The organism is Streptomyces sp. NPDC001393 (assembly GCF_053597455.1).
In genome coordinates, this window is sequence record NZ_JBSFIH010000017.1 from 12,617 (window position 1) to 30,654 (window position 18,038).

The 18,038-nt window shown below is 67.8% G+C and carries 15 protein-coding genes and 2 pseudogenes; 12 read left to right on the forward strand and 5 right to left on the reverse strand.

What is annotated here, in order from left to right:
• Window positions 1-25 precede the first annotated feature (25 nt).
• Window positions 26-157: a hypothetical protein gene (locus tag ACWC2T_RS19845; RefSeq protein WP_450671645.1), complete on the reverse strand. Its 132-nt coding sequence runs from the start codon at window positions 155-157 to the stop codon at window positions 26-28.
• A 5-nt stretch (window positions 158-162) separates the two neighbouring features.
• Window positions 163-504, reverse strand: a pseudogene (locus ACWC2T_RS19850) (transporter); the annotation flags it as partial.
• 205 nt (window positions 505-709) lie between these two features.
• On the opposite strand from ACWC2T_RS19850, the gene ACWC2T_RS19855 reads away from it, so the two are divergent.
• The 5 genes from ACWC2T_RS19855 to ACWC2T_RS19875 all read left to right on the forward strand — a co-directional run bounded on the left by ACWC2T_RS19855 (window position 710) and on the right by ACWC2T_RS19875 (window position 8,958).
• A complete protein-coding gene (locus ACWC2T_RS19855; RefSeq protein ID WP_450671646.1) occupies window positions 710-1,333 on the forward strand; it encodes a nucleotidyltransferase family protein in 624 nt (207 codons plus the stop codon).
• A 114-nt stretch (window positions 1,334-1,447) separates the two neighbouring features.
• The gene (locus tag ACWC2T_RS19860; RefSeq protein WP_450671647.1) at window positions 1,448-1,852 is read left to right on the forward strand and encodes an MmyB family transcriptional regulator; all 405 of its coding nucleotides are present in this window, start codon (window positions 1,448-1,450) and stop codon (window positions 1,850-1,852) included.
• Window positions 1,853-2,560: 708 nt separating this feature from the next.
• On the forward strand, window positions 2,561-7,897 hold the full coding sequence (locus ACWC2T_RS19865) for a DUF6531 domain-containing protein (RefSeq protein ID WP_450671648.1): 5,337 nt from the start codon (window positions 2,561-2,563) through the stop codon (window positions 7,895-7,897).
• A gap of 88 nt (window positions 7,898-7,985) precedes the next feature.
• A complete protein-coding gene (locus tag ACWC2T_RS19870) occupies window positions 7,986-8,348 on the forward strand; it encodes a DUF6193 family natural product biosynthesis protein (RefSeq protein WP_450671649.1) in 363 nt (120 codons plus the stop codon).
• 406 nt (window positions 8,349-8,754) lie between these two features.
• Window positions 8,755-8,958 (forward strand): hypothetical protein, encoded by a 204-nt coding sequence (locus tag ACWC2T_RS19875; RefSeq protein ID WP_450671650.1) that lies wholly within the window; start codon window positions 8,755-8,757, stop codon window positions 8,956-8,958.
• Here the strand turns inward: ACWC2T_RS19875 and ACWC2T_RS19880 are convergent, their stop codons facing one another.
• Both ACWC2T_RS19880 and ACWC2T_RS19885 read right to left on the reverse strand, forming a co-directional pair.
• The gene (locus ACWC2T_RS19880) at window positions 8,959-9,540 is read right to left on the reverse strand and encodes a DUF6262 family protein (RefSeq protein ID WP_450671651.1); all 582 of its coding nucleotides are present in this window, start codon (window positions 9,538-9,540) and stop codon (window positions 8,959-8,961) included.
• A complete protein-coding gene (locus tag ACWC2T_RS19885) occupies window positions 9,537-10,820 on the reverse strand; it encodes a tyrosine-type recombinase/integrase (RefSeq protein ID WP_450671652.1) in 1,284 nt (427 codons plus the stop codon). The genes ACWC2T_RS19880 and ACWC2T_RS19885 overlap by 4 nt, the downstream gene beginning before the upstream one ends.
• Before the next feature lie 214 nt (window positions 10,821-11,034).
• On the opposite strand from ACWC2T_RS19885, the gene ACWC2T_RS19890 reads away from it, so the two are divergent.
• Both ACWC2T_RS19890 and ACWC2T_RS19895 read left to right on the forward strand, forming a co-directional pair.
• Window positions 11,035-12,306: an NAD(P)/FAD-dependent oxidoreductase gene (locus ACWC2T_RS19890; RefSeq protein ID WP_450671653.1), complete on the forward strand. Its 1,272-nt coding sequence runs from the start codon at window positions 11,035-11,037 to the stop codon at window positions 12,304-12,306.
• Window positions 12,293-13,126 carry an SDR family oxidoreductase gene (locus ACWC2T_RS19895; protein WP_450671654.1) on the forward strand — a complete coding sequence of 278 codons (834 nt, stop codon included), beginning with the start codon at window positions 12,293-12,295 and terminating at the stop codon, window positions 13,124-13,126. Before ACWC2T_RS19890 ends, ACWC2T_RS19895 begins: the two co-directional genes overlap by 14 nt.
• 114 nt (window positions 13,127-13,240) lie before the next feature.
• On the opposite strand, the pseudogene ACWC2T_RS19900 reads toward ACWC2T_RS19895, so the two are convergent.
• A pseudogene (locus ACWC2T_RS19900) lies at window positions 13,241-13,555 on the reverse strand (transposase); the annotation flags it as partial.
• A gap of 22 nt (window positions 13,556-13,577) precedes the next feature.
• On the opposite strand from ACWC2T_RS19900, the gene ACWC2T_RS19905 reads away from it, so the two are divergent.
• Genes ACWC2T_RS19905 through ACWC2T_RS19925 form a run of 5 tightly spaced genes read left to right on the forward strand, consistent with a single transcriptional unit; the run spans window position 13,578 to window position 18,002 of the window.
• A complete protein-coding gene (locus tag ACWC2T_RS19905) occupies window positions 13,578-14,579 on the forward strand; it encodes a fumarylacetoacetate hydrolase family protein (RefSeq protein WP_450671655.1) in 1,002 nt (333 codons plus the stop codon).
• Entirely contained in the window at window positions 14,576-15,538 is a 963-nt protein-coding gene (locus ACWC2T_RS19910) for a cyclase family protein (RefSeq protein WP_450671656.1), read from the forward strand. The genes ACWC2T_RS19905 and ACWC2T_RS19910 overlap by 4 nt, the downstream gene beginning before the upstream one ends.
• 22 nt (window positions 15,539-15,560) lie before the next feature.
• On the forward strand, window positions 15,561-16,064 hold the full coding sequence (locus ACWC2T_RS19915; RefSeq protein WP_450671657.1) for an FAD-dependent monooxygenase: 504 nt from the start codon (window positions 15,561-15,563) through the stop codon (window positions 16,062-16,064).
• Window positions 16,061-17,059 carry an amidohydrolase family protein gene (locus ACWC2T_RS19920; RefSeq protein WP_450671658.1) on the forward strand — a complete coding sequence of 333 codons (999 nt, stop codon included), beginning with the start codon at window positions 16,061-16,063 and terminating at the stop codon, window positions 17,057-17,059. The genes ACWC2T_RS19915 and ACWC2T_RS19920 overlap by 4 nt, the downstream gene beginning before the upstream one ends.
• Before the next feature lie 4 nt (window positions 17,060-17,063).
• Entirely contained in the window at window positions 17,064-18,002 is a 939-nt protein-coding gene (locus ACWC2T_RS19925; protein ID WP_450671659.1) for a VOC family protein, read from the forward strand.
• The last annotated feature ends 36 nt before the right edge of the window (window positions 18,003-18,038 follow it).

The window sequence follows — 18,038 nt, forward strand, 5'->3', positions numbered from 1 at the left end:
GCCCGTACGGCCGCGGGTGTCCGCCTCACGCGGCCGGACCCGCAGCGGCGGGGGTGAGCTGGACGGTGAGGGCACGGGCGGCCTGCTCGGCGCGGGCGCGTGCCAGATCGCCGGTGGGCCCGGTGGTGATCAGGTAGCCGATCCGGGCGGTGAACATATCCCCGCCGTCCGCGGGCAGGCCCGCTGGCGGACCCGCTTGGGCGTGGCCGAGTGCCCCGTGACGGAGGCCACGGTCTCAAGCCCGATGTGGTCGTTGCCGAAGAAGCGGTAGCGGACCAGGTCGATGCTGCGTCGGTGCTCGCGCACGGCGTGGGCGTCGTAGCGGGTGAAGTCGCCGGCGATGCAGATCAGCCGGGGTGCGCTCCACAGGATCTGGGACGCGGCCGGGGCCCCGAGCCGGTCGCGGACCAGGTTCCGGAAGGCGTCCTTGTGGGCCGTGAGCCACGCCATGTAGTACAGGCCCTGGTTGATCACGCCCGCATCAGTCGAACGCTTGTATTCGACATTACCGACCGCAGAAGCCCGGATACCGGCTCTGAACTGCGACGATTCATAGACTACATGTCCGTGACGCTGACTGAACCGGTCGGTGTCGTTGATCCGGGTGGATAGTGGGGTCGGGCACTGAAAATCTCTGAATGCCTCCGGGGCGAGAGGCCCGTGGGGGCTATCCGGCCCGCTCGTGGGTGGGCTGTGGTAGGCAGGAGTGGTGATCAGCCGACTCCCTCTTGACCAGCAACTCGACTCCTTGCGTGCAGCGTTGTCCAGAAACGAGGTGTTGATGGAGGTGCTGGAGCGGGCCGCGACCTTCGATCTCCCCGGGTGGTATGTGGCGGCAGGGTGTCTGTTCCAGACCGTGTGGAACGTGGTCACGGACAGGCCGCCGACCAACGGCATCAAGGACTACGACATCATCTACTTCGACAGCGGTGATCTGTCCTGGGAGGCCGAAGACGCGGTGATCAAGGCTGGTCGGGAGATCTTCGCTGGCCTGCCCGCGGAGGTGGAAATCCGCAACGAGGCACGGGTTCACCTCTGGTATGAGGACAAGTTCGGAGTCATGTGCCCGCCGTATGAGTCCACGGAGGCGGCGATCGACAGCTTCGCTGCGACGACGTGCTGCCTGGGAGTTCGTCTGGAGGCCGAGGGAAGGTGGCGCGTTTATGCGCCGCATGGACTTTCCGACCTGTTCAACCTCGTCCTCCGCCCGAACCCGGTGCTTGCCCCGCGGTCGGTCTATGAGACGAAGTCAGCGCGATGGCGCGAGGAATGGCCCGAGCTCACCGTGTTGGACTGGCCTTCGAGCGTCACGACAACCTCGTCCGGCGTCTGACCGCCGCTGCGTAGGCGGCCCAGTCTGCGGCGGACAGCAGGTTGTCGATAGGCCAAGTCGTCAAGGGGTTGCTTTGGATATCGGCGCGTGGAACCTGTTGCTTCGCGTCTGAGCATGCTCGTCTACGCCAACGAGGACTGGCGGGCCGCGATCGTCCACCTGGAGGAGACCAGGCGCCTGATGGCCGCGAAGCTGCGCGCCGCCATGGCCGGTCACCTCGGCGAGCCCGCCTGGAAGATGCTGCTCAAGCGGCTGGAGTGTGCGTCACCTGAGTTCCGCGAGAACTGGGACCGGTACGAGGTCGTCACCAACCGCACCAAGACCAAGCAGTTCCTGAACCCGTACGTCGGCCTGCTCACCCTGGACCGCACGGACCTGTGGCTGAACCCGGAGCTGGGGGCGCGGATGGTCACGTACGTGCCCACCGACGAGGAGAGCCGGCAGCGGGTGAAGAAGCTGTACGCGTTCGCCCTCGAGCAGGAGGCCCAGCCGACGCCCGCGGCTCCCTCGACTCTGTGAAGGGGTTGCCGTTCGGTTCCGGCGCTGTCCACTTCCAGCCAAATGGGTCCCGAAGTGTGCATTCCCTCTTGCGACGCAAGTTCCTACTGTGAGCATAGTGACGTCTCTCGACCGGCAACGCTGAGGCGATCCACGTGTGGCCGGTCGGGCAGTGCGACAAGGCAGGGGGAGCCCACGCACTGCATCGCGCTCATGTGCTCCATTGTTCGCGGGATCCGTTTCCGGTAGACCTCCGCGCGCTGACCACGCGGGGAGTGGAAGAGGGGGGCCTCATCAGTGGTATGCGTCAACGCGCCATACCCGACAGTCGACTTGTGTCAGTGGTGCTCCGCCCGTCCTGCTGAGAGCCCGTGAACCGAGTCACCTCCACGATGTCGACTGTCCGCCGCTGAGTGAATAGCTGCCGAATCCGGAGCATCACGCGCCCTTGCTTTCCATCCGCCGGTGAGCCGGTCCAGGAATGCGATCGCGTAACGCCATGTGCACACCAGCCACCTCGGGACCATCGGTCAGAGGTGACGAGGAGGAATCTTGCAGAGAAGACCGGTCCTCTATGCACGGCTACTTCTGACCCTTGCGCTTGCGCTTGCGTGGAGTCTGACGCTCAGCAGCGTCGGGCAGGCCATCCCCACGCATCTGGAAAGCCCTCAGAGACATACCCAGGACAAGGGAGTCCGAGGGCCCAGACCGGCCAAACCTCAGTCGCCGATGACGCTGAAGCAGCGACGCGCTCAAGTTGCCAGCGACGAAAGACGCGGCAGGATGACCTTCCGTCCCGAGTCGCAGCGTGAGCGGTTGAAAAAGAAAGAAGTTCGCGCCTCACCCAAAGCGTCTGCGGCAGCAGACGGCACCTTCCATGCGGGGGTGTGGGACTCCTCAACCATGTACCAGAACGGCTCCTACGTTGGGGAATACCAGGTCTTCAAGTCGCCGTACACCATCCCGCCTGCCGTCGTCCCCGTCGACGGAGACAAGTTCACCATAAAGGCCAAGATCTATTACGCAACCCATGGTAACCCCCCGGTCGACGAGGGGCCGCAGAGCGTCACGGTGCGTCTGATCGCCAGGTGCGGCGGCATACACGCCGGCCCCGATACGTCGGTATGGAGATCCGAGCCCTTGACGGTGCAAGCTCCAGCAGACCTGCATGGCCCTGCCGACAACAATGTCGGGGGTGCTGCGGGGAGCGGAGTCCCGGTCTCCTTTGATTTCACATACACGGACAAATTCTGCGACAATGCGCTGGCCGAATATGTCAAATACTGGAGCGGCTCGCCCCCTGGGGGCGATATCCCCTTCTTCGAAGTAGGGATCGCATCCCAGATGCCTGACGGCAGTTGGGGGCAGAGCGGGGACTTCAACTTGGAAGGGCGGGTGGCCTTCCCCGTTCCGGCAGAGCAGACTTATGGGACATCGTGTCACTCCAACTCTGCAGCTGCAGCCAACTGCCAGAACCACGTCGGGGGCGTGAATACTGCGACTGGCGCATACTCGACGTCGGCCGTTGATGCGCAGCTTGCGGCAGACGTTCCATACGATTTCAGTCGTAGCTACTCGTCGAACAATGGATCCTCGGGTCCGTACGGGCGAGGATGGTCGGCTCCGTGGGATGCCTCGCTGTCCATGGCCGACAATGGGGACGTCACCTTCCACGCTGAAGACGGGTCGCAATACGCCTTCGTCAAACAGCCATCCGGAGCGTTCAAGGCGCCACTTGCTGCCCATTCGAAGATGAGCGCAACTGCTGACGGCTATGCGTTGACATCTCCTGGCGGAAAGCAGCTGTCTTTTGATTCTTCCGGGCGCCTCACGGTGGCCAGGGACGCCCAGGGGCGACAGCAGACTTTCCAACACGACGATACCGGCCGAGTTACGTCGATCACCAATCCGATGGGCCGCTCTGCCACCTTCACATACGACAACGGCGGTCTGGTGTCGAGGATTTCTCTCTCGGACGGCCGGAGTGTCAGCTATCAATACAGTGGTGACCGTCTTACCCGGGTCACGGGGCTGGACGGTCGTCCGGTCTCGTACGCGTACGATGCGAACGGCCTGCTCGATAAGGTTACGGGGCCGAACGATGTCGTAGCCCTGGACAACACGTACGACAGTCAGGGGCGGGTCACTGCCCAGACTGATGCGCGTGGGGGTACGCGAAAATTCGCCTACACGGGCAGAGAGACCGATATCACTGAACCTGACGGAGGGATCTGGACAGACGTCTACGCGCGAAACGTACTACTGGCCCAGTACGATCCTTTCGGTAACCGAACCTCTTTTGGTTACGACTTCTCGCTCGACCCGGTGGTCGTCACCGATCCGCTCGGCAACCAGATCGTCACCACGGTCGACGGAGACGGCCGGCCCAGGGAAGTACGTGGCCCGTTGACCACACACAGCTGGGAGTATGCGGAAACTGGCGACGTCGCTTCCTACCTGGATGGAAATTCGCAGCGCAGCAGCTACGGATATGACTCTGCGCGCCGGCTGACTTCATCGAAGGATCCACTCGGGAAAGTCACCAGTTACACCTACACGGTGACGAGCCAGATGGAGACCGTCACCGACCCGCGCGGCAAGACAACCAGGTTCGGCTACGACAACGCGGGCAACCAGACCTCGGCAACACTGCCTGACGGTTCCCGGCGGACCTGGGGCTTCGACGACGCGGGGCGCGTCACCAGCGCGACCGATCCGCGCGGCAATGCACCGGGAGCGGACCCGACCAAGTTCACGACGAAGTACAGCTACGACGATGCAGGCCGGCTGACATCGACAACCGATGCCAAGGACAACACCACCCGCAACACGTACGACGAGGCGGGCAACCTGTCCACGGTCACCGACGCCGCGGGGAAGACCACAGCCTTCACCTACGATGCCGCGAACCAGCTCACTGACCTGAAGGACCCCACGGGCCACTCGGTGCACATGACGTACGACGTCATGGGGAACGTGGCCTCGCGCACGGACGCGACGGGCGCGAAGACGGCCTACACCTATGACAAGGCCGGCCGCCTGCTGACGATGACCACGCCTCTGGGCAATGTGTCGGGCGCCGATGCCTCCAAGTACACGTGGAAGTACGGCTACGACAATGTCGGCAACCAGGTCACCGTCACCGACCCCGCGGGCAACACGACCAAGACCGACTACGACGCCGAATACCGGCCGATCGCCGTTACGGACCCGCTCGGACACGTCCGGAAAACCGCATACGACGGCGAGGGCAACGTCACCAAGACCACCGACGCCCTCAGCAAGACCACCGTCAACACCTACGACAGCGACAACCGGCTCCTCACCACGACGGACCGTGGTGGCAAAACCGTCACCTACACCTACGACGACGCCGGCAACCTCGCCTCCGAGACGTCACCACGCGGCAGCAGGACCACCTACGGTTACGACGACAACGGCCGCCTGACCACCACGGTGGAACCGCGCGGCAACGCATCCGGCGCCGACCCGAACCAGTACACCTGGACCACCGGCTACGACGCCGCAGGCAACATCGCCAGCCAGACAGACCCCTACGGCGTCAAGACCGTCTCCAACACCTACGACGGCGACGGCCGCCTCACCGGACGCACCGACGCCCTGGGCAAGAAGACGACCTACGACTACGACAAGCTGGGCCGACTCACGACCGTCACGACTCCGGACGGCGGCACCACCGCTCTCGGCTACGACGATGCAGGCAACCTGACCTCCCGCAAGGACGCCAACGGCCACACCACCAGCTACGGCTACGACAACGCCGGCCGTCTGAACAAGGTCACCGACCCCCTGGGCCGCGCCACCGCCTTCTCGTACGACGCCGACGGCAACCGGACCAAGACCACCAACGCCCGCGGCCAGAACATCACCAACACCTACGACGTGCGCGACCTGCTCACCAAGACCACCTACTCCGACGGCACCCCGACCGTCTCCTACACCTACGACACGGCCGGCCACCCCAAGACGATCACGGACGGCACCGGCACCCGCACCCTCACCTACGACAACGAAGACCGGCCGCTGACCGTCACCTCACCCGGGGCCACCAACCCCTTCAAGTACACGTACAACCCGAACGGGACCCTCAGCAGCCGGACCTATCCCGACGGGCGGGCCATCACCTACGCCTACGACGACGACGGCCACATCAGCGGCCAGACCGCAGGCGGCAAAACCACCACCTACACCTACGACCCCGCTGGAAACCCGACCGCCGCCAAGCTGCCCACGACGACGGCCGTCACCGAGGCACGCACCTACGACCGGGCCGGGCGGCTCGCCTCCGTCTCCCAGGACACCGGCGCCCGCTACTTCCAACGCGACGACGACGGACGCGTCACCGCGGACTACTTCAAGGACGCAACCACCACCGGCCTCGCCAACCGCTACGCCTACGACGAGGCGGGCCGCATGACCCGCGCCTGCACCGACGCCTCCGCCACCGCCTCATGCCTGACCAGCGACAGTGGCAGCACCTACAAGTACGACAAGGTCGGCAACCTCACCACCTCGTCCACCGCCACCAGCACCCGCACCAACACCTACGACGACGCCGACCAGCTCACCAAACGCGTCGAAGGCGCCACCACCGTCGACTACACCTACGACGCCGACGGCAACCTCACCAAAGACTCCGGCGGCAGCTACGTCTCCGATCCCCTCGGCCACCTCAAGTCCGCCACCCTCGGCACCGACACGTACACCTTCGTCAACGACGCCGACGGCAACCGCACCACCACCAACAAGAACAATGCTTTGTGGCGGACGGCTCGGTGGGACCCCGTCGGCCGCTTGGCGCAGATCGCCACCGAGACCAACAGCAGCGGCGCCCTGATCGCCGACTACCAGTACAACCCCGACGGCGTCACGGAAGCCGAGAACCACTCCGCCGGCACCTTCTACCTGCGCCACGACCGCCAGAACTCCGTCACCGCGGTCTACGACGCGGCCGGCAAGGAGAACTACACCTACACCTACAGCGCCTGGGGCGTCACCACCGGCAAGGCCAGCATCACCGGCGGCCAGACCAGCGTCTTCGGCTACACCGGCCAGTACAAGGACCCGGCCCTCACCAGCCGCCTGTACCTGCGCGACCGCAGTTACGACCCCGGTAACCAGCGCTTCACGGCCACAGATCCGCAACCCGCTCCGAACGACAGCCCCAATCTCACGCCCTACGCGTACGCCAACAACGACCCCGTCAACCAGGACGACCCCTCCGGTCGCTGCGGCATCTGCGTCAGCGCCGGCATCGGCGCCGTCATAGGCGCCGCCGTCGAAGGCGGCATCTACGGCTGGCAGCACCGCAACGGCGGGTTCACCTGGGGCGGCTTCGCCGGCGCCGCCGGAGAAGGCGCCGTCACCGGCGCCATCGCAGGCGCGCTCATGCCCGGCGCAGGAAACGCCGCGGCCCGAGCCCTCGGCCTGAGCGGCGTACGTGCCCTCGCCACCTCCAGCGCCGTCAACGCTGCCGTGGGCGCTGGCTTCTCCTGGGCAGTGAACGGTGTCCACTGCCAGCCCACCACCCCGTGGGACCTGCTGTTCGGCGCCGCGGGGGGCGCGAGCAGCAGCCTCGCCGGCCCGGCCTTCGACTGGCTCAGGGGGAAGTTCACCCCCAGGACGACACCTCTGCGGTTCGGCCCCGGGGCAGCCCACGCCGATGACCCCGCTGTTGCACCGGTCAAGGAGCCGGGCCCGCATCTGGCGCTCGGTCTCCGTGACATCCGTGGTGGTGAGCGAGGCATCCTGCAGAAGTTCGCCAAGGAAAAGGGAGCAGTGCTCTACACCGATCCCATCTTCAATCTTCCAGGCGGTGGGGCCACTATGACGCCGAAGATGGTGCAGGACATGATCGACCTGGTGGTCACCAAGAACGGGCAGATCTCGTTCAACATGCAGGGCATCCAGGGAGTCGACCAAATGCTGTCCGATGCACCCACATACATCGGCCAGTCGGTGACAGCTCATGAACTCCGGTACGTGTGCGGGAACAAGGCGGCGCGCGCCATCACCACGTTTTACAACGGCGATGCGCCCTGCTGAACCAAAGAGTGCCGCCCTCTGAGGCTATCGGAGGGCGGCACCGTCCCTTGACTTGACGTGACTTGGCAATACCAAGGATCATCAAGTCATGAGAAGTCGTGAGGAAGAGTGGAAGGTCCTGCTGGAAGAATTCAGGCCGCCGCAGCCGCCCGGCAGTTTGGCCACCGAAGAGATGTGGGAGTTGATCTCGGCGGCATCCGAGAACCCTGCGTTGAGAGCGCTCTACCCTGCCGTGTCAATGTGGTCGCTGACATTTTCAGAGGCCGATTCGCTCCGAGATATCGAGGATGCGTTGCCGGCAATCTCTGCCGCTGGCGGAGAATACCGGGTCCTTGCATGGCCGTACCCGGAGGATATATGCCTGTTCCTCACGAGCGACCCGGCTGAGGCCGTAGAATTCACAGCCGAATGGATAGCCAATCGGGAGTCCGCCGGACCCCTTGGGGACTGAAAACATTTACACTGCCACGGCTGGGAAGATGTGGGTGAAATTGCCAAAGCGCGCGCCGTGCGCCACGGCGAGGGAGAACTGATCGTCGCGCCGACCGGTGGGTCCGAACACGATCCGCTTCGGCACTACGTCGCGGCCCGTGGCGGGGTGGGTGGCTGGTTTTCGGCAACGGCGAACAGGTCCCCGTGTCCGGCTGCAGGAGTCTCAGCGACCAGTCGACGCGTTGGGCGGGCTGGAGTACGAGCCCGATCCGCCGATCTTCACGCCCCGTATCACCGTGGTGGCGGACGTCCGCTCGGGACAGGGGGCGTGGTTCGGTGCTGCGCAGCGGAGCCGCGGCGGTCGGACGGCGGCTGACGTGCTTACGCTCGCGGTCAGGGATCTGGAGCCGGGGGACGCTGTGCTGATGACGACGTACCACTCCGTTGGTGACTCGGTCGCGACCGGCGAGCCGTTCCTCGAAGCCCGGACCGAGAAGGCCGACCAGGACGAACTCCTGGAAGAGCTCTGGGGCGCCCTCACCCCCGAGCTCCGCGTGGCGGTGGCGGTCTTCGAACCGGGACGGCTGGCCGATGCCGCCATCCGCCACAAGGCGTCTGCTCGGGTGTGATCACCCGTCGGGACAGGCGAGTTGGGCTTCGAGGTCTGCGACGCGGCGGTCCTGGAAGCGCAGGTTGGAGCGGGCGGCCTTGAGCCGTTCGTCGAGGGTGCGATTGTCGGCTGTCAGCTGGCGGACCCGCTGCTTGAGGGCGGTGTTCTCGGTGGTGATCCGCTGGGTATTCGCCTCGGTCCACTCTGCTTCCAAGTCCCGGACCTGTCCGAGGAGTTCGCCGATGCGGGTGCGCTGGGTGCAGATCTCGGCGTGGGCGGCCTTGAGGGCCTCTTCGGCGTTCAGCGCGCGTTCACGCCAGGTCGTCTCGCGTTCGTCTTCCTGCTCGACGAGCTTCCCCGACCGTCGTTCTCCGGCCTCCGTCATCGCCGAAGCAATGGCGGCCCGGGCATCGGGGTGGTCATAGAGGAAGGTGCGGGAGACGTCCGCGCGGCGGGCGACGGCGGCGACGCTGACCTGTGCCTTCTCGCGCCGCAGCCGGGCGATGGCCACGTGGACGCGCTGGAGGGCGGCTTCGGTCCGCTGGCGGCGGGCTGCCAGGGCCGCGGTCGTGCGTGGTGCGGAGACAGCGGAGCTGTTCATGCAACGTCCTGTTCGGGGTCGGTGTCCTCTGCTGTGCACGTATGGCTGTACTTGCCCTCCTCGTCGTTGCCGGCGTCGGCGAGGTCGGTGGCGCGGAAGGCGGTGGACCATAGGCGATGGAAGTAGTCCTGGGGTTTGCGCAGGTCCAGGGCGAGGGCGTCGTCGAGGAGGCCGAGACCGGCCAGCGCCTTTTCCAGGCCGTCGATGGCGCGGGCGGTGGGCTCGAAGTAGCGGTTGAGGTAGTCGTCGGGGGCGCCTTCGGCCAGCAGTTGCCACTGCTCGCGCTTGCGCCGCCAGTAGAGCAGGTCGGCACCGGACAAGACGAACTTGTCGCAGTTGTGGCAGTCGAGGTTCCAGGGGCAGGCGCCGCCGTTCACGACAGGCTGGAAGGTGCAGAACCCGCCCTCGGCGGGAGTGCTGCGGCGAGAGAGATCGATGGCCAGGGCCTGGGCCTGCTTGCGGGTGAGCGGGGCGGTGTCGCTGGTGAGGAGTTCGCCGGGGTGGGCGGTGCCGGGGCCGGCGACCCACACGTGCTGGAGGACGTTCTCCAGGTCCGACTGGGTCAGGTGGACGTAGTGCTCGGCCATGCGGTCGGAGACCTGGCCGAGGTAGCGGCGGATGTGGGTCAGGGTCGCGCCGTGCCGCAGCAGCCGGGTGGCCAGCGTGTGCCGGGCCTGGTGGGCGACGTAGTGACCGCCGAGGTCAAGCTCGGCGAGCCAGCTGCGGAAGCCAGTGTGGAACCAGGTGTAGGACAAAGCGCGGCGGCCGTCGGGGTTGAGGATGTCGGTGGGGAACAGGGCCAGGTGAGCGCGCTCAGCAGCAGTGGGCGGGCGGCCGGCGTGCCGGTCGGCGTAGTGGGCCAGGGTCTTTTGGCGGCGTTCTTCGAGCCGGTCCAGGAGGTGGTCGGGGATGCGGACGGCCGCGTTCAGGTTGCCGACCTTGGTCTGGTCGTGCCAGAGCAGGGGCAGCCCGCCGTAGCGGCCGATGCAGTCCAGGCGGAGCTGGATGACCTCGCTGGCGCGCCGGCCGGTGACGATGATGGTCTCCCACATGTCCCTCAGGCCCCGGTCGTGCGGGTCGTAGCCGTCGGCGAGCTGCTGCAGGTTGGCCTCCTCCGCAAGCGCCCGGGCGACTTCGTCGGGGAAGGGGTTGCGGCTGCGGGGCGTGCCCGGGCCGCCGACCGGCATGGCGGCGATGAAGGCGCGGTCCAGGCCGATCTGCTCGGCGCTGCCGCGGTCCAGCGCGCCGCGCAGAAGAGACCGGCCGTAGTTGAACACCATCCGGCGCGAGTTCTCGGTGACCTTCGCCCTTTTGCCGTCCAGGCGGGCCTGTCCGCGGAAGGCCAGGCCGAGTCGTTCGGCACGGCACCAGGCGGCATACTGGCGTCGACCGACGATCTTCCACAGCAGGCGGCCGACAAACGGGGGAGGACCTCGAAGAGGCCGCCCGCGCCTGCCCCGCACAGGCCATCGCGCTCACCTCGGGACCCAAGCCGTGACCGGCGGCTTTGAGCGCGTCGTCGTGGTGGGAGCCTCCGCCGCCGGCCTCAGCGCCGCCGACGGCCTCCGGGAGGCCGGATTCACCGGCTCCATCACCGTCGTCGGCGCCGAACTGCACCAGCCGTACGACCGGCCCACGATGTCGAAGGCCCTGCTTGTCGCCGAGGAGGACCCTCAACTCCTCGAACTCCGCTCTCCCGAACGCATCGAGGCGAACCGCATCGACCTGCGTCTCGGGCACGCCGCGGCGGGGCTCGACGTCGACCGCCGCTATGTGGTGACCACGTACGGCGAGGCGCTTCCCTGGGACGCTGTGGTCATCGCCTGCGGCAGCCGCCCCCGCGAGATGAGGACCCTCGCGGGCGAGGTACTGCCCGCCCTGCGCACCCCCGAGGACCTGCGGGTGCTGCGCGAGGCCGCGGCGCGATACGGCGAGATGACCCTGATCGGCTCCGGCTTCATCGGACTGGAGGTCGCGGCCGCTCTCGTCGCGCGGGGCGTGACGGTCACGGTCCTCGACGCGCTCCCGCTGCCGCTGGAGCCCGTACTGGGGCCCGAGCTGGCCACCCATCTCCGCGACCTGCACACCGCACGCGGGGTCCGCTTCCGCAGTGCCGTCGCGGTGGCGTCCGTCACGGGACAACCCGGGGCGTACGAGGTCCGACTCACGGACGGAAGTGTGCACCGGACCCCGTTCGTGCTCACGGGTATCGGCGCCGAACCCGCCGTCGACTGGCTGGCGGGCTCCGGGATCGAGGTGGCCGGCGGGATCGTCACCGACGCCGCCGGCCGGACCAACGTACCCGGCGTGTGGGCCGCCGGTGACGTGGCCGCGTTCCACCACCCGCTGCTGGGACAGCGCGTACGCGTGGAGCACTGGACCCATGCGGTCGAGCAAGGCCGGCACATCGGCTTGAACATCGCCCGCGGCGACACCACGCCCTACCAGGGAGTGCCGTACTTCTGGACCGACCAGTACGGCATACGGTTCCAGTGCTACGGCCGCCGCCGCGCGGGCGACCACAGCCTCTTCGTCGAGGGTTCACTCGACACGGGCGAGTTTCTCGTCCTGTTCGGCCACGCCGGCGAGTTCCACGCCGCGTTCGCCCGCGGGCGTGTCCGCTCGCTGCGCGACTATCGCAAGCTGCTCGCCCGCGGCGGCACCTGGGACGAGGCACTCACCCTCGCCCGCACGAACAATCCCGACCTCGACACCACCCTGTCGTGCACCAACCGGAAGGAACGCACCACCCATGAAGCTGCTTGACGACCACGTCGTACTCATCACCGGCGGCGGCTCGGGCCTCGGTCTCGGAGTCGCCCGCCACTGTCTCGAACAGGGCGCGCAGCTCGCGATCCTCGAATACGACCAGGCCAAGGTGCTCGGGCTGAAGCAGGAGTTCGGCGACGACGTCCTCGTCGTGCACGGCGACGTGCGCAGCATCGACGATCTTCGTGCCTGCCGGTCTCAGATCGAGGACCGCTACGGCCGGCTCACCTCCCTCATCGGCGCGCAGGGCATCTTCGACGGTAACGTCCGGCTGGCCGACATCCCCGTCGAGCGCGTCGGCGACCTGTTCGACGAGGTCTTCTCGATCAACGTCAAGGGCTACGCGCTGACCGCGCGGATCAGGCACGACCTGCTGCAGGCCGAGGAAGGGGCGATCGTGCTCACCGCGTCCCAAGCGGCGTTCGCAGCCGACGGCGGCGGCGCGGCCTACACGGCCAGCAAGGGGGCGGTGCGCAGCCTGGTGAACCAGCTGTCGTTCGAGTTCGCCCCGCGGGTACGGGTCAACGCCGTCGCCCCTACGGGCATCGCGGGCAGTCAGCTCCGCGGGCCGGGCGCTCTCGACCTGCAAGAGTCCAAGCAGTCGGACATTCCTGCGGACGCCTTCCGCGCGGAGTTCGAATGGGGCACGCCCCTTCAGCATCTGCCCACCCCGGAGGAGTACGGGCCCTTCTACGCACTCCTCGCATCCCGGCACAACAAGGTGATGACAGGCCAGACCGTGATCGCCGACTCGGGCACCCTGAACCGGGCCCTCATGAGCATGAGCCAGCTCATCAGCAGCTTCCCGTCGGCCTGAGTGCCGCGCCTCTGCGCACCACACCGGGTCGCAGAGGCGCGCATGCCGTCTTCCTGCTGGACGTGCATCAACCGTACGACCGTTGACGTACGTGCTGATGCCGCTCAGCCGGCCTGCCAGGGCCAGCCGGGCGGCTTCGACATGGTCGGCGGCGGTGTTGCTGCCCGCGTTCCCCAGACGCAGTAGGCCGGCCACGGGTTCGCCGGACCTGCCCTGGCCGTGGTCGACGTACCCCATCCACGGATGGTGCCCGAAGGTCTTCTTCCAGGCAGCGGCCGCGTCCTGCTTCTCGGAGTGCGCGACGACCAGCACCCCCTCCAGGTCCACGACCACCTGCCCGCCGGCGTCCGGAGCTCTTTCACCGACCAACGTCCAGACGTGTTCACGTACTTCGGCCCCGGCAGTTCGGATCGCGTCCAGGGCCCGCTTTTCCACCCGCAATCAGGAGGACATGTCCGTGAAACCCGAACCCGCATCCGCTCAGTTCGCGGGCCCTTTCGCCCTCGCCACTCTCTCGGCCCCGGGCAAGCCGCGCTTTCCCGCCCTGGTCACGGCCGACAGTCAGGTGGTCGACCTCCCCGCGGCCCTGCGGGACGACGCTCTGACGATGCGCGGTCTGCTCGAGCAGTGGGCGGTCGCCCTCCCCCGGTTGCGCCCGCTCGCCGCCGCCCCCGGGACCGAACGGCGGCCCCTGGCGGACTTCCAGGTGCATGCTCCCATCGAGCCGCGCCAGGTGCTGCAGTCGGGAGCCAACTACCGGCAGCACGTGATCGACCTGCACGTGGCCCACCGGGACCCCGCCGACGACCGATCCGAGGAGGATCGGCGCGCCGAGGCCGCGGAGATCATGGACCGGCGGGCGGCCGAGGACCTGCCGTACATGTTCATCGGCCTGCCGAGCGCGATCACCGGCCCGTACGACGATGTCGTACTGCCCTCCTGGGCTGAAAAGCCGGACTGGGAGCTGGAGTTGGCGGTTGTCATCGGCCGGCCGGCCCACCGGGTGTCCGTCGAGAGTGCCCTCGGCCATGTCGCCGGTTACACGATCGCCAACGACCTCACCGACCGTGCCACCGTCTTCCGCCGGGACATGCCGCAGATCGGCACCGACTGGCTGCGCAGCAAGAACGCACCCGGCTTCACCCCGCTGGGACCCTGGATCGTGCCCGCCGAGTCGATCGCCGACCCGGACGACTTGCGCGTCACGCTCAGGCTCAACGGCGAGACCATGCAGGACGAGTCCACGAAGGACATGATCTTCGGCGTGGCCCGGCTGGTGTCGTACATCTCGCAGACCTCCCGACTCCTGCCCGGCGATCTGGTGTTGACAGGCAGCCCGGCCGGGAACGGCCTGCACTGGGGGCGGTTGCTGCGGGACGGGGACGTCATGGAGGGGTCCATCACCGGTCTGGGCGTGCAGCGCACCCGCTGTGTCGCGGAGGGAACGACATGAGCCTGGACCGCCGCGATCCGGAGGGCGCGATCGCCGAGGCCGCCAAGGAGTACTCGAACTGGGGGCGTTGGGGCGCGGACGACGTCCTGGGCACCCTCAACTTCCTCGACGAGGCAAAGCGGCGTGAGGGCGCCGCCCTGGTCCGCCGGGGTGTCAGCTTCTCTCTCTCGCAGCGCTTCGACATGAACGGCCCGCAGAAGGGCTGGCGCCGGCGGACCAACCCGGTGCACACGATGCTCGACACGGGCACCGACGCCGTCCGCGGCCACCAGGGCTTCCCGCACGGCATCGGCGGCGCCGACGACGTGATCGCGATGCCGTTGCAGTGCTCGACCCAGTGGGACGGGCTCGGCCACATCTTCGACCACGGATTCGCCTGGAACGGACGGCGCGCCGACAAGGTGGTCACCTCCGAAGGCGACCTCGTCACCGGCATCGAGCACATGGCACCGCACGTCGCCGGACGCGGCGTGCTCCTCGACGTCGGCCAGGTCGTCGGCGTGGACGGCGAACTGCCCGACGGGTTCGCCATCACCGAGGAGCACCTCACCCGGGCCGCCGAGGCCCACGGGGTGACCATCGGCCGCGGCGACATCGTGCTCGTCCGCACAGGACACCTCGCCCGCGCAAGGCGGGACGGCTGGGGAGACTACGCGGGCGGACCCGCGCCCGGCCTGTCGTTCACCACCGCCGGCTGGCTGCACCGCACCGAGATCGCCGCCATCGCCACCGACACCTGGGGCTTCGAAGTCCGCCCCAACGAATTCGACAACGCCTTCCAGCCGCTGCACCAGGTCGTCATCCCCAACATGGGCCTGCTGATCGGCGAGATGTGGGACCTCGATGCACTCGCGGCGGACTGCGCGGCCGACGGCGTGTACGAGTTCTGGCTCACCGCCGCTCCCCTCCCCATCACCGGCGCCGTGGGCTCCCCGGTCAACCCGATCGCCGTCAAGTAGCAGCGGAACGAAGGAGTTCCCCATGAGCAACACCAGCAGAGTCCTCGTCGATGGCGGCGCCGCCGGCAACGCAGTGACGGTCCTGCCGCGCCGCGCCGGCGTCGAAGTAGACCTGATCGAGGCCAGGGACGACTGGAACGCCACCGCTGGCTCCGGCATCACACTGCAGGGCAACGTGCTGCGCGAACTCGACGTGTGGGAACAGGTCGAGGCCTCCGTGGAGGGCTCCTGGCATCGCGGCCGGGGCGTCCTCATCGGCGACGCGGCGCACTGCTGCCCGCCCGCCCTGGCCCAGGGGGCGGCCCTGTCCCCGGAGGACGCCTCCGTGCTGGCTGAGCTGCTGACCGGCGGGCGGGACTGGGACGACGCACTGCTCCAGGAGTTCTACGAGCGCCGCATCCAACGGGTCCGGCCGGTCGTCGAGGCGTCGGTCCAGGTCGGACAGTGGCAGCTGGACGGCGTGCGCGACGCCGACGTACCCGGTCTGATCGCCCGTACCCTCACCCCGCTCAGGGAGCTGCCGTGACCACACCGACAGTCGACGTCCACGCCCACCTCCTGGTCCCCGAGGTGGAGGCGGCCGTCGCCGATCACCCCGGCCTCGCGGCGGCCCGGGCGCTGGACGCCCGCCGCAACGGCCCGGCCGCGCTCGCCGTCAACGGGCCGATGGTGCGCGAGCGCATCCCGCGCCTCACCGACGTCGCCGTGCGCCTCGCCGCGATGGACGCGCAGGGCGTGGATGTGCAGTTGGTCAGCCCGTCGCCTTCCCACTACCACTACTGGGCGGACCAGGAGACGGCCGAGAAGGTGTACCGGCTCGCCAACGAGGCGACCGCCGCGCACTGCGCCCAGGCGCCGGACCGGCTGCACGGCCTCGGGCTGGTCCCGCTGCAACACCCGGACCAGGCTGTACTCGCCCTCGAACACGCCCTGGACCAGGGCCTGTCGGGCGTGGAGATCTCCTCGCACGCCCCGGGCCGCGAGCTGTCCGATCCGGCCTACGAGCCCTTCTGGGCACGGGCCGAGGAGACGGGCGCGCTCCTGTTCCTGCACCCCTTCGGCTGCACGCTCGACGAGCGCCTGGACCAGTGGTACCTGTCCAACAGCGTCGGCCAGCCCACGGAGAACGCGGTCGCGCTGTCCCATCTCATCTTCTCCGGCGTACTGGACCGCCATCCCGGGCTGAAGGTGATCGCCGCACACGGCGGCGGCTACCTGCCCACCCACATCGGCCGCTCCGACCACGCCTGGTCGACCCGCTCCGACGCGGGCGCGAGCTGCGCCCACCTGCCCAGCAGCTATCTCCGGCGCCTGTACTTCGACTCCCTGGTCCACGACCCGCACGTCCTGCGGGAGCTGATCCGCGTCGTCGGCGCCGACCGGGTACTACTCGGCTCCGACTTCCCCTTCGACATGGGCACCGAGGACCCGGTCGGCGCGCTGCGCGCGGCCCGTCTGCCCGACCCCGACTTCCACGCCGTACGAGGCGGCAACGCCGCCGAACTCCTCCGGAAGGACTGAAACCATGACCGCACGTCTGCTCACCCACCTGCGGCACGTCGACCTGGCCGTGCCCGACTACGACAAGCAGCTCGACTTCTACTCCGGTGTCTGGGGCCTGACCAAGGTCGCCGAGGACTCCGGGATCTCCTTCCTCGCCGCCGAGGGCAGCCCCGAACAGTACGTCGTACGGCTGCGCAAGGCCGAGGAGAAGCGCCTCGACCTCGTCTCGTACGGCGCTGCGAGCGAGGCGGACGTGGACACCCTCGCCGAACAACTCCTCGCCGGTGGCGTGCAGTTGATCTCCCAGCCCGGCAAGGTCGAAACGCCCGGCGGCGGTTACGGCTTCCGCTTCTTCGACGTCGACGGCCGCACCATCGAGGTCTCCGCCGACGTAGAGGTGCGGCAGCACCGCAAGATCGAGGAGAGGGAAGCAATCCCGGTCAAGCTGTCCCACGTCGTCCTCAACTCCCCCGACCTGAACCGCACCCGGGAGTGGTACGAGCGCCACCTCGGCTTCCGCCTCACCGACTCCCTCATGCACCCCAGGATGGGTGAGGCGATGCACTTCATGCGCATCAGCAACCAGCATCACTCCATGGCCATCGCGAAGGGCCCGCACACCTCCGTGCACCACATCTCCTTCGAGATGCGCGGCGTGGAGGAGTACATGCGTGGCTCCGGCCGGGTGCTGCGGGCCGGCTTCAAGAAGATCTGGGGCCCGGGCCGGCACGTCGCCGGCGACAACACCTTCACCTACTTCCTCGACCCGCACGGCAACACCGTCGAGTACACGACGGAGTTGGAGCTCCTCGACGAGGACACCTGGCACCCGCACGTCTACGACTTCTCCCAGCCCGAGGTCGCTGACCAGTGGGGCACCGCCAACCCTATGAACGAGATGGTCGCCAAGGAGTCCTTCAACGACCCCGACCGCGGCTGCTTCGTCGCCCCTCCGATCTGACCTCTCACCTGTCCAACCGTTAGCCCCCGGCCACCC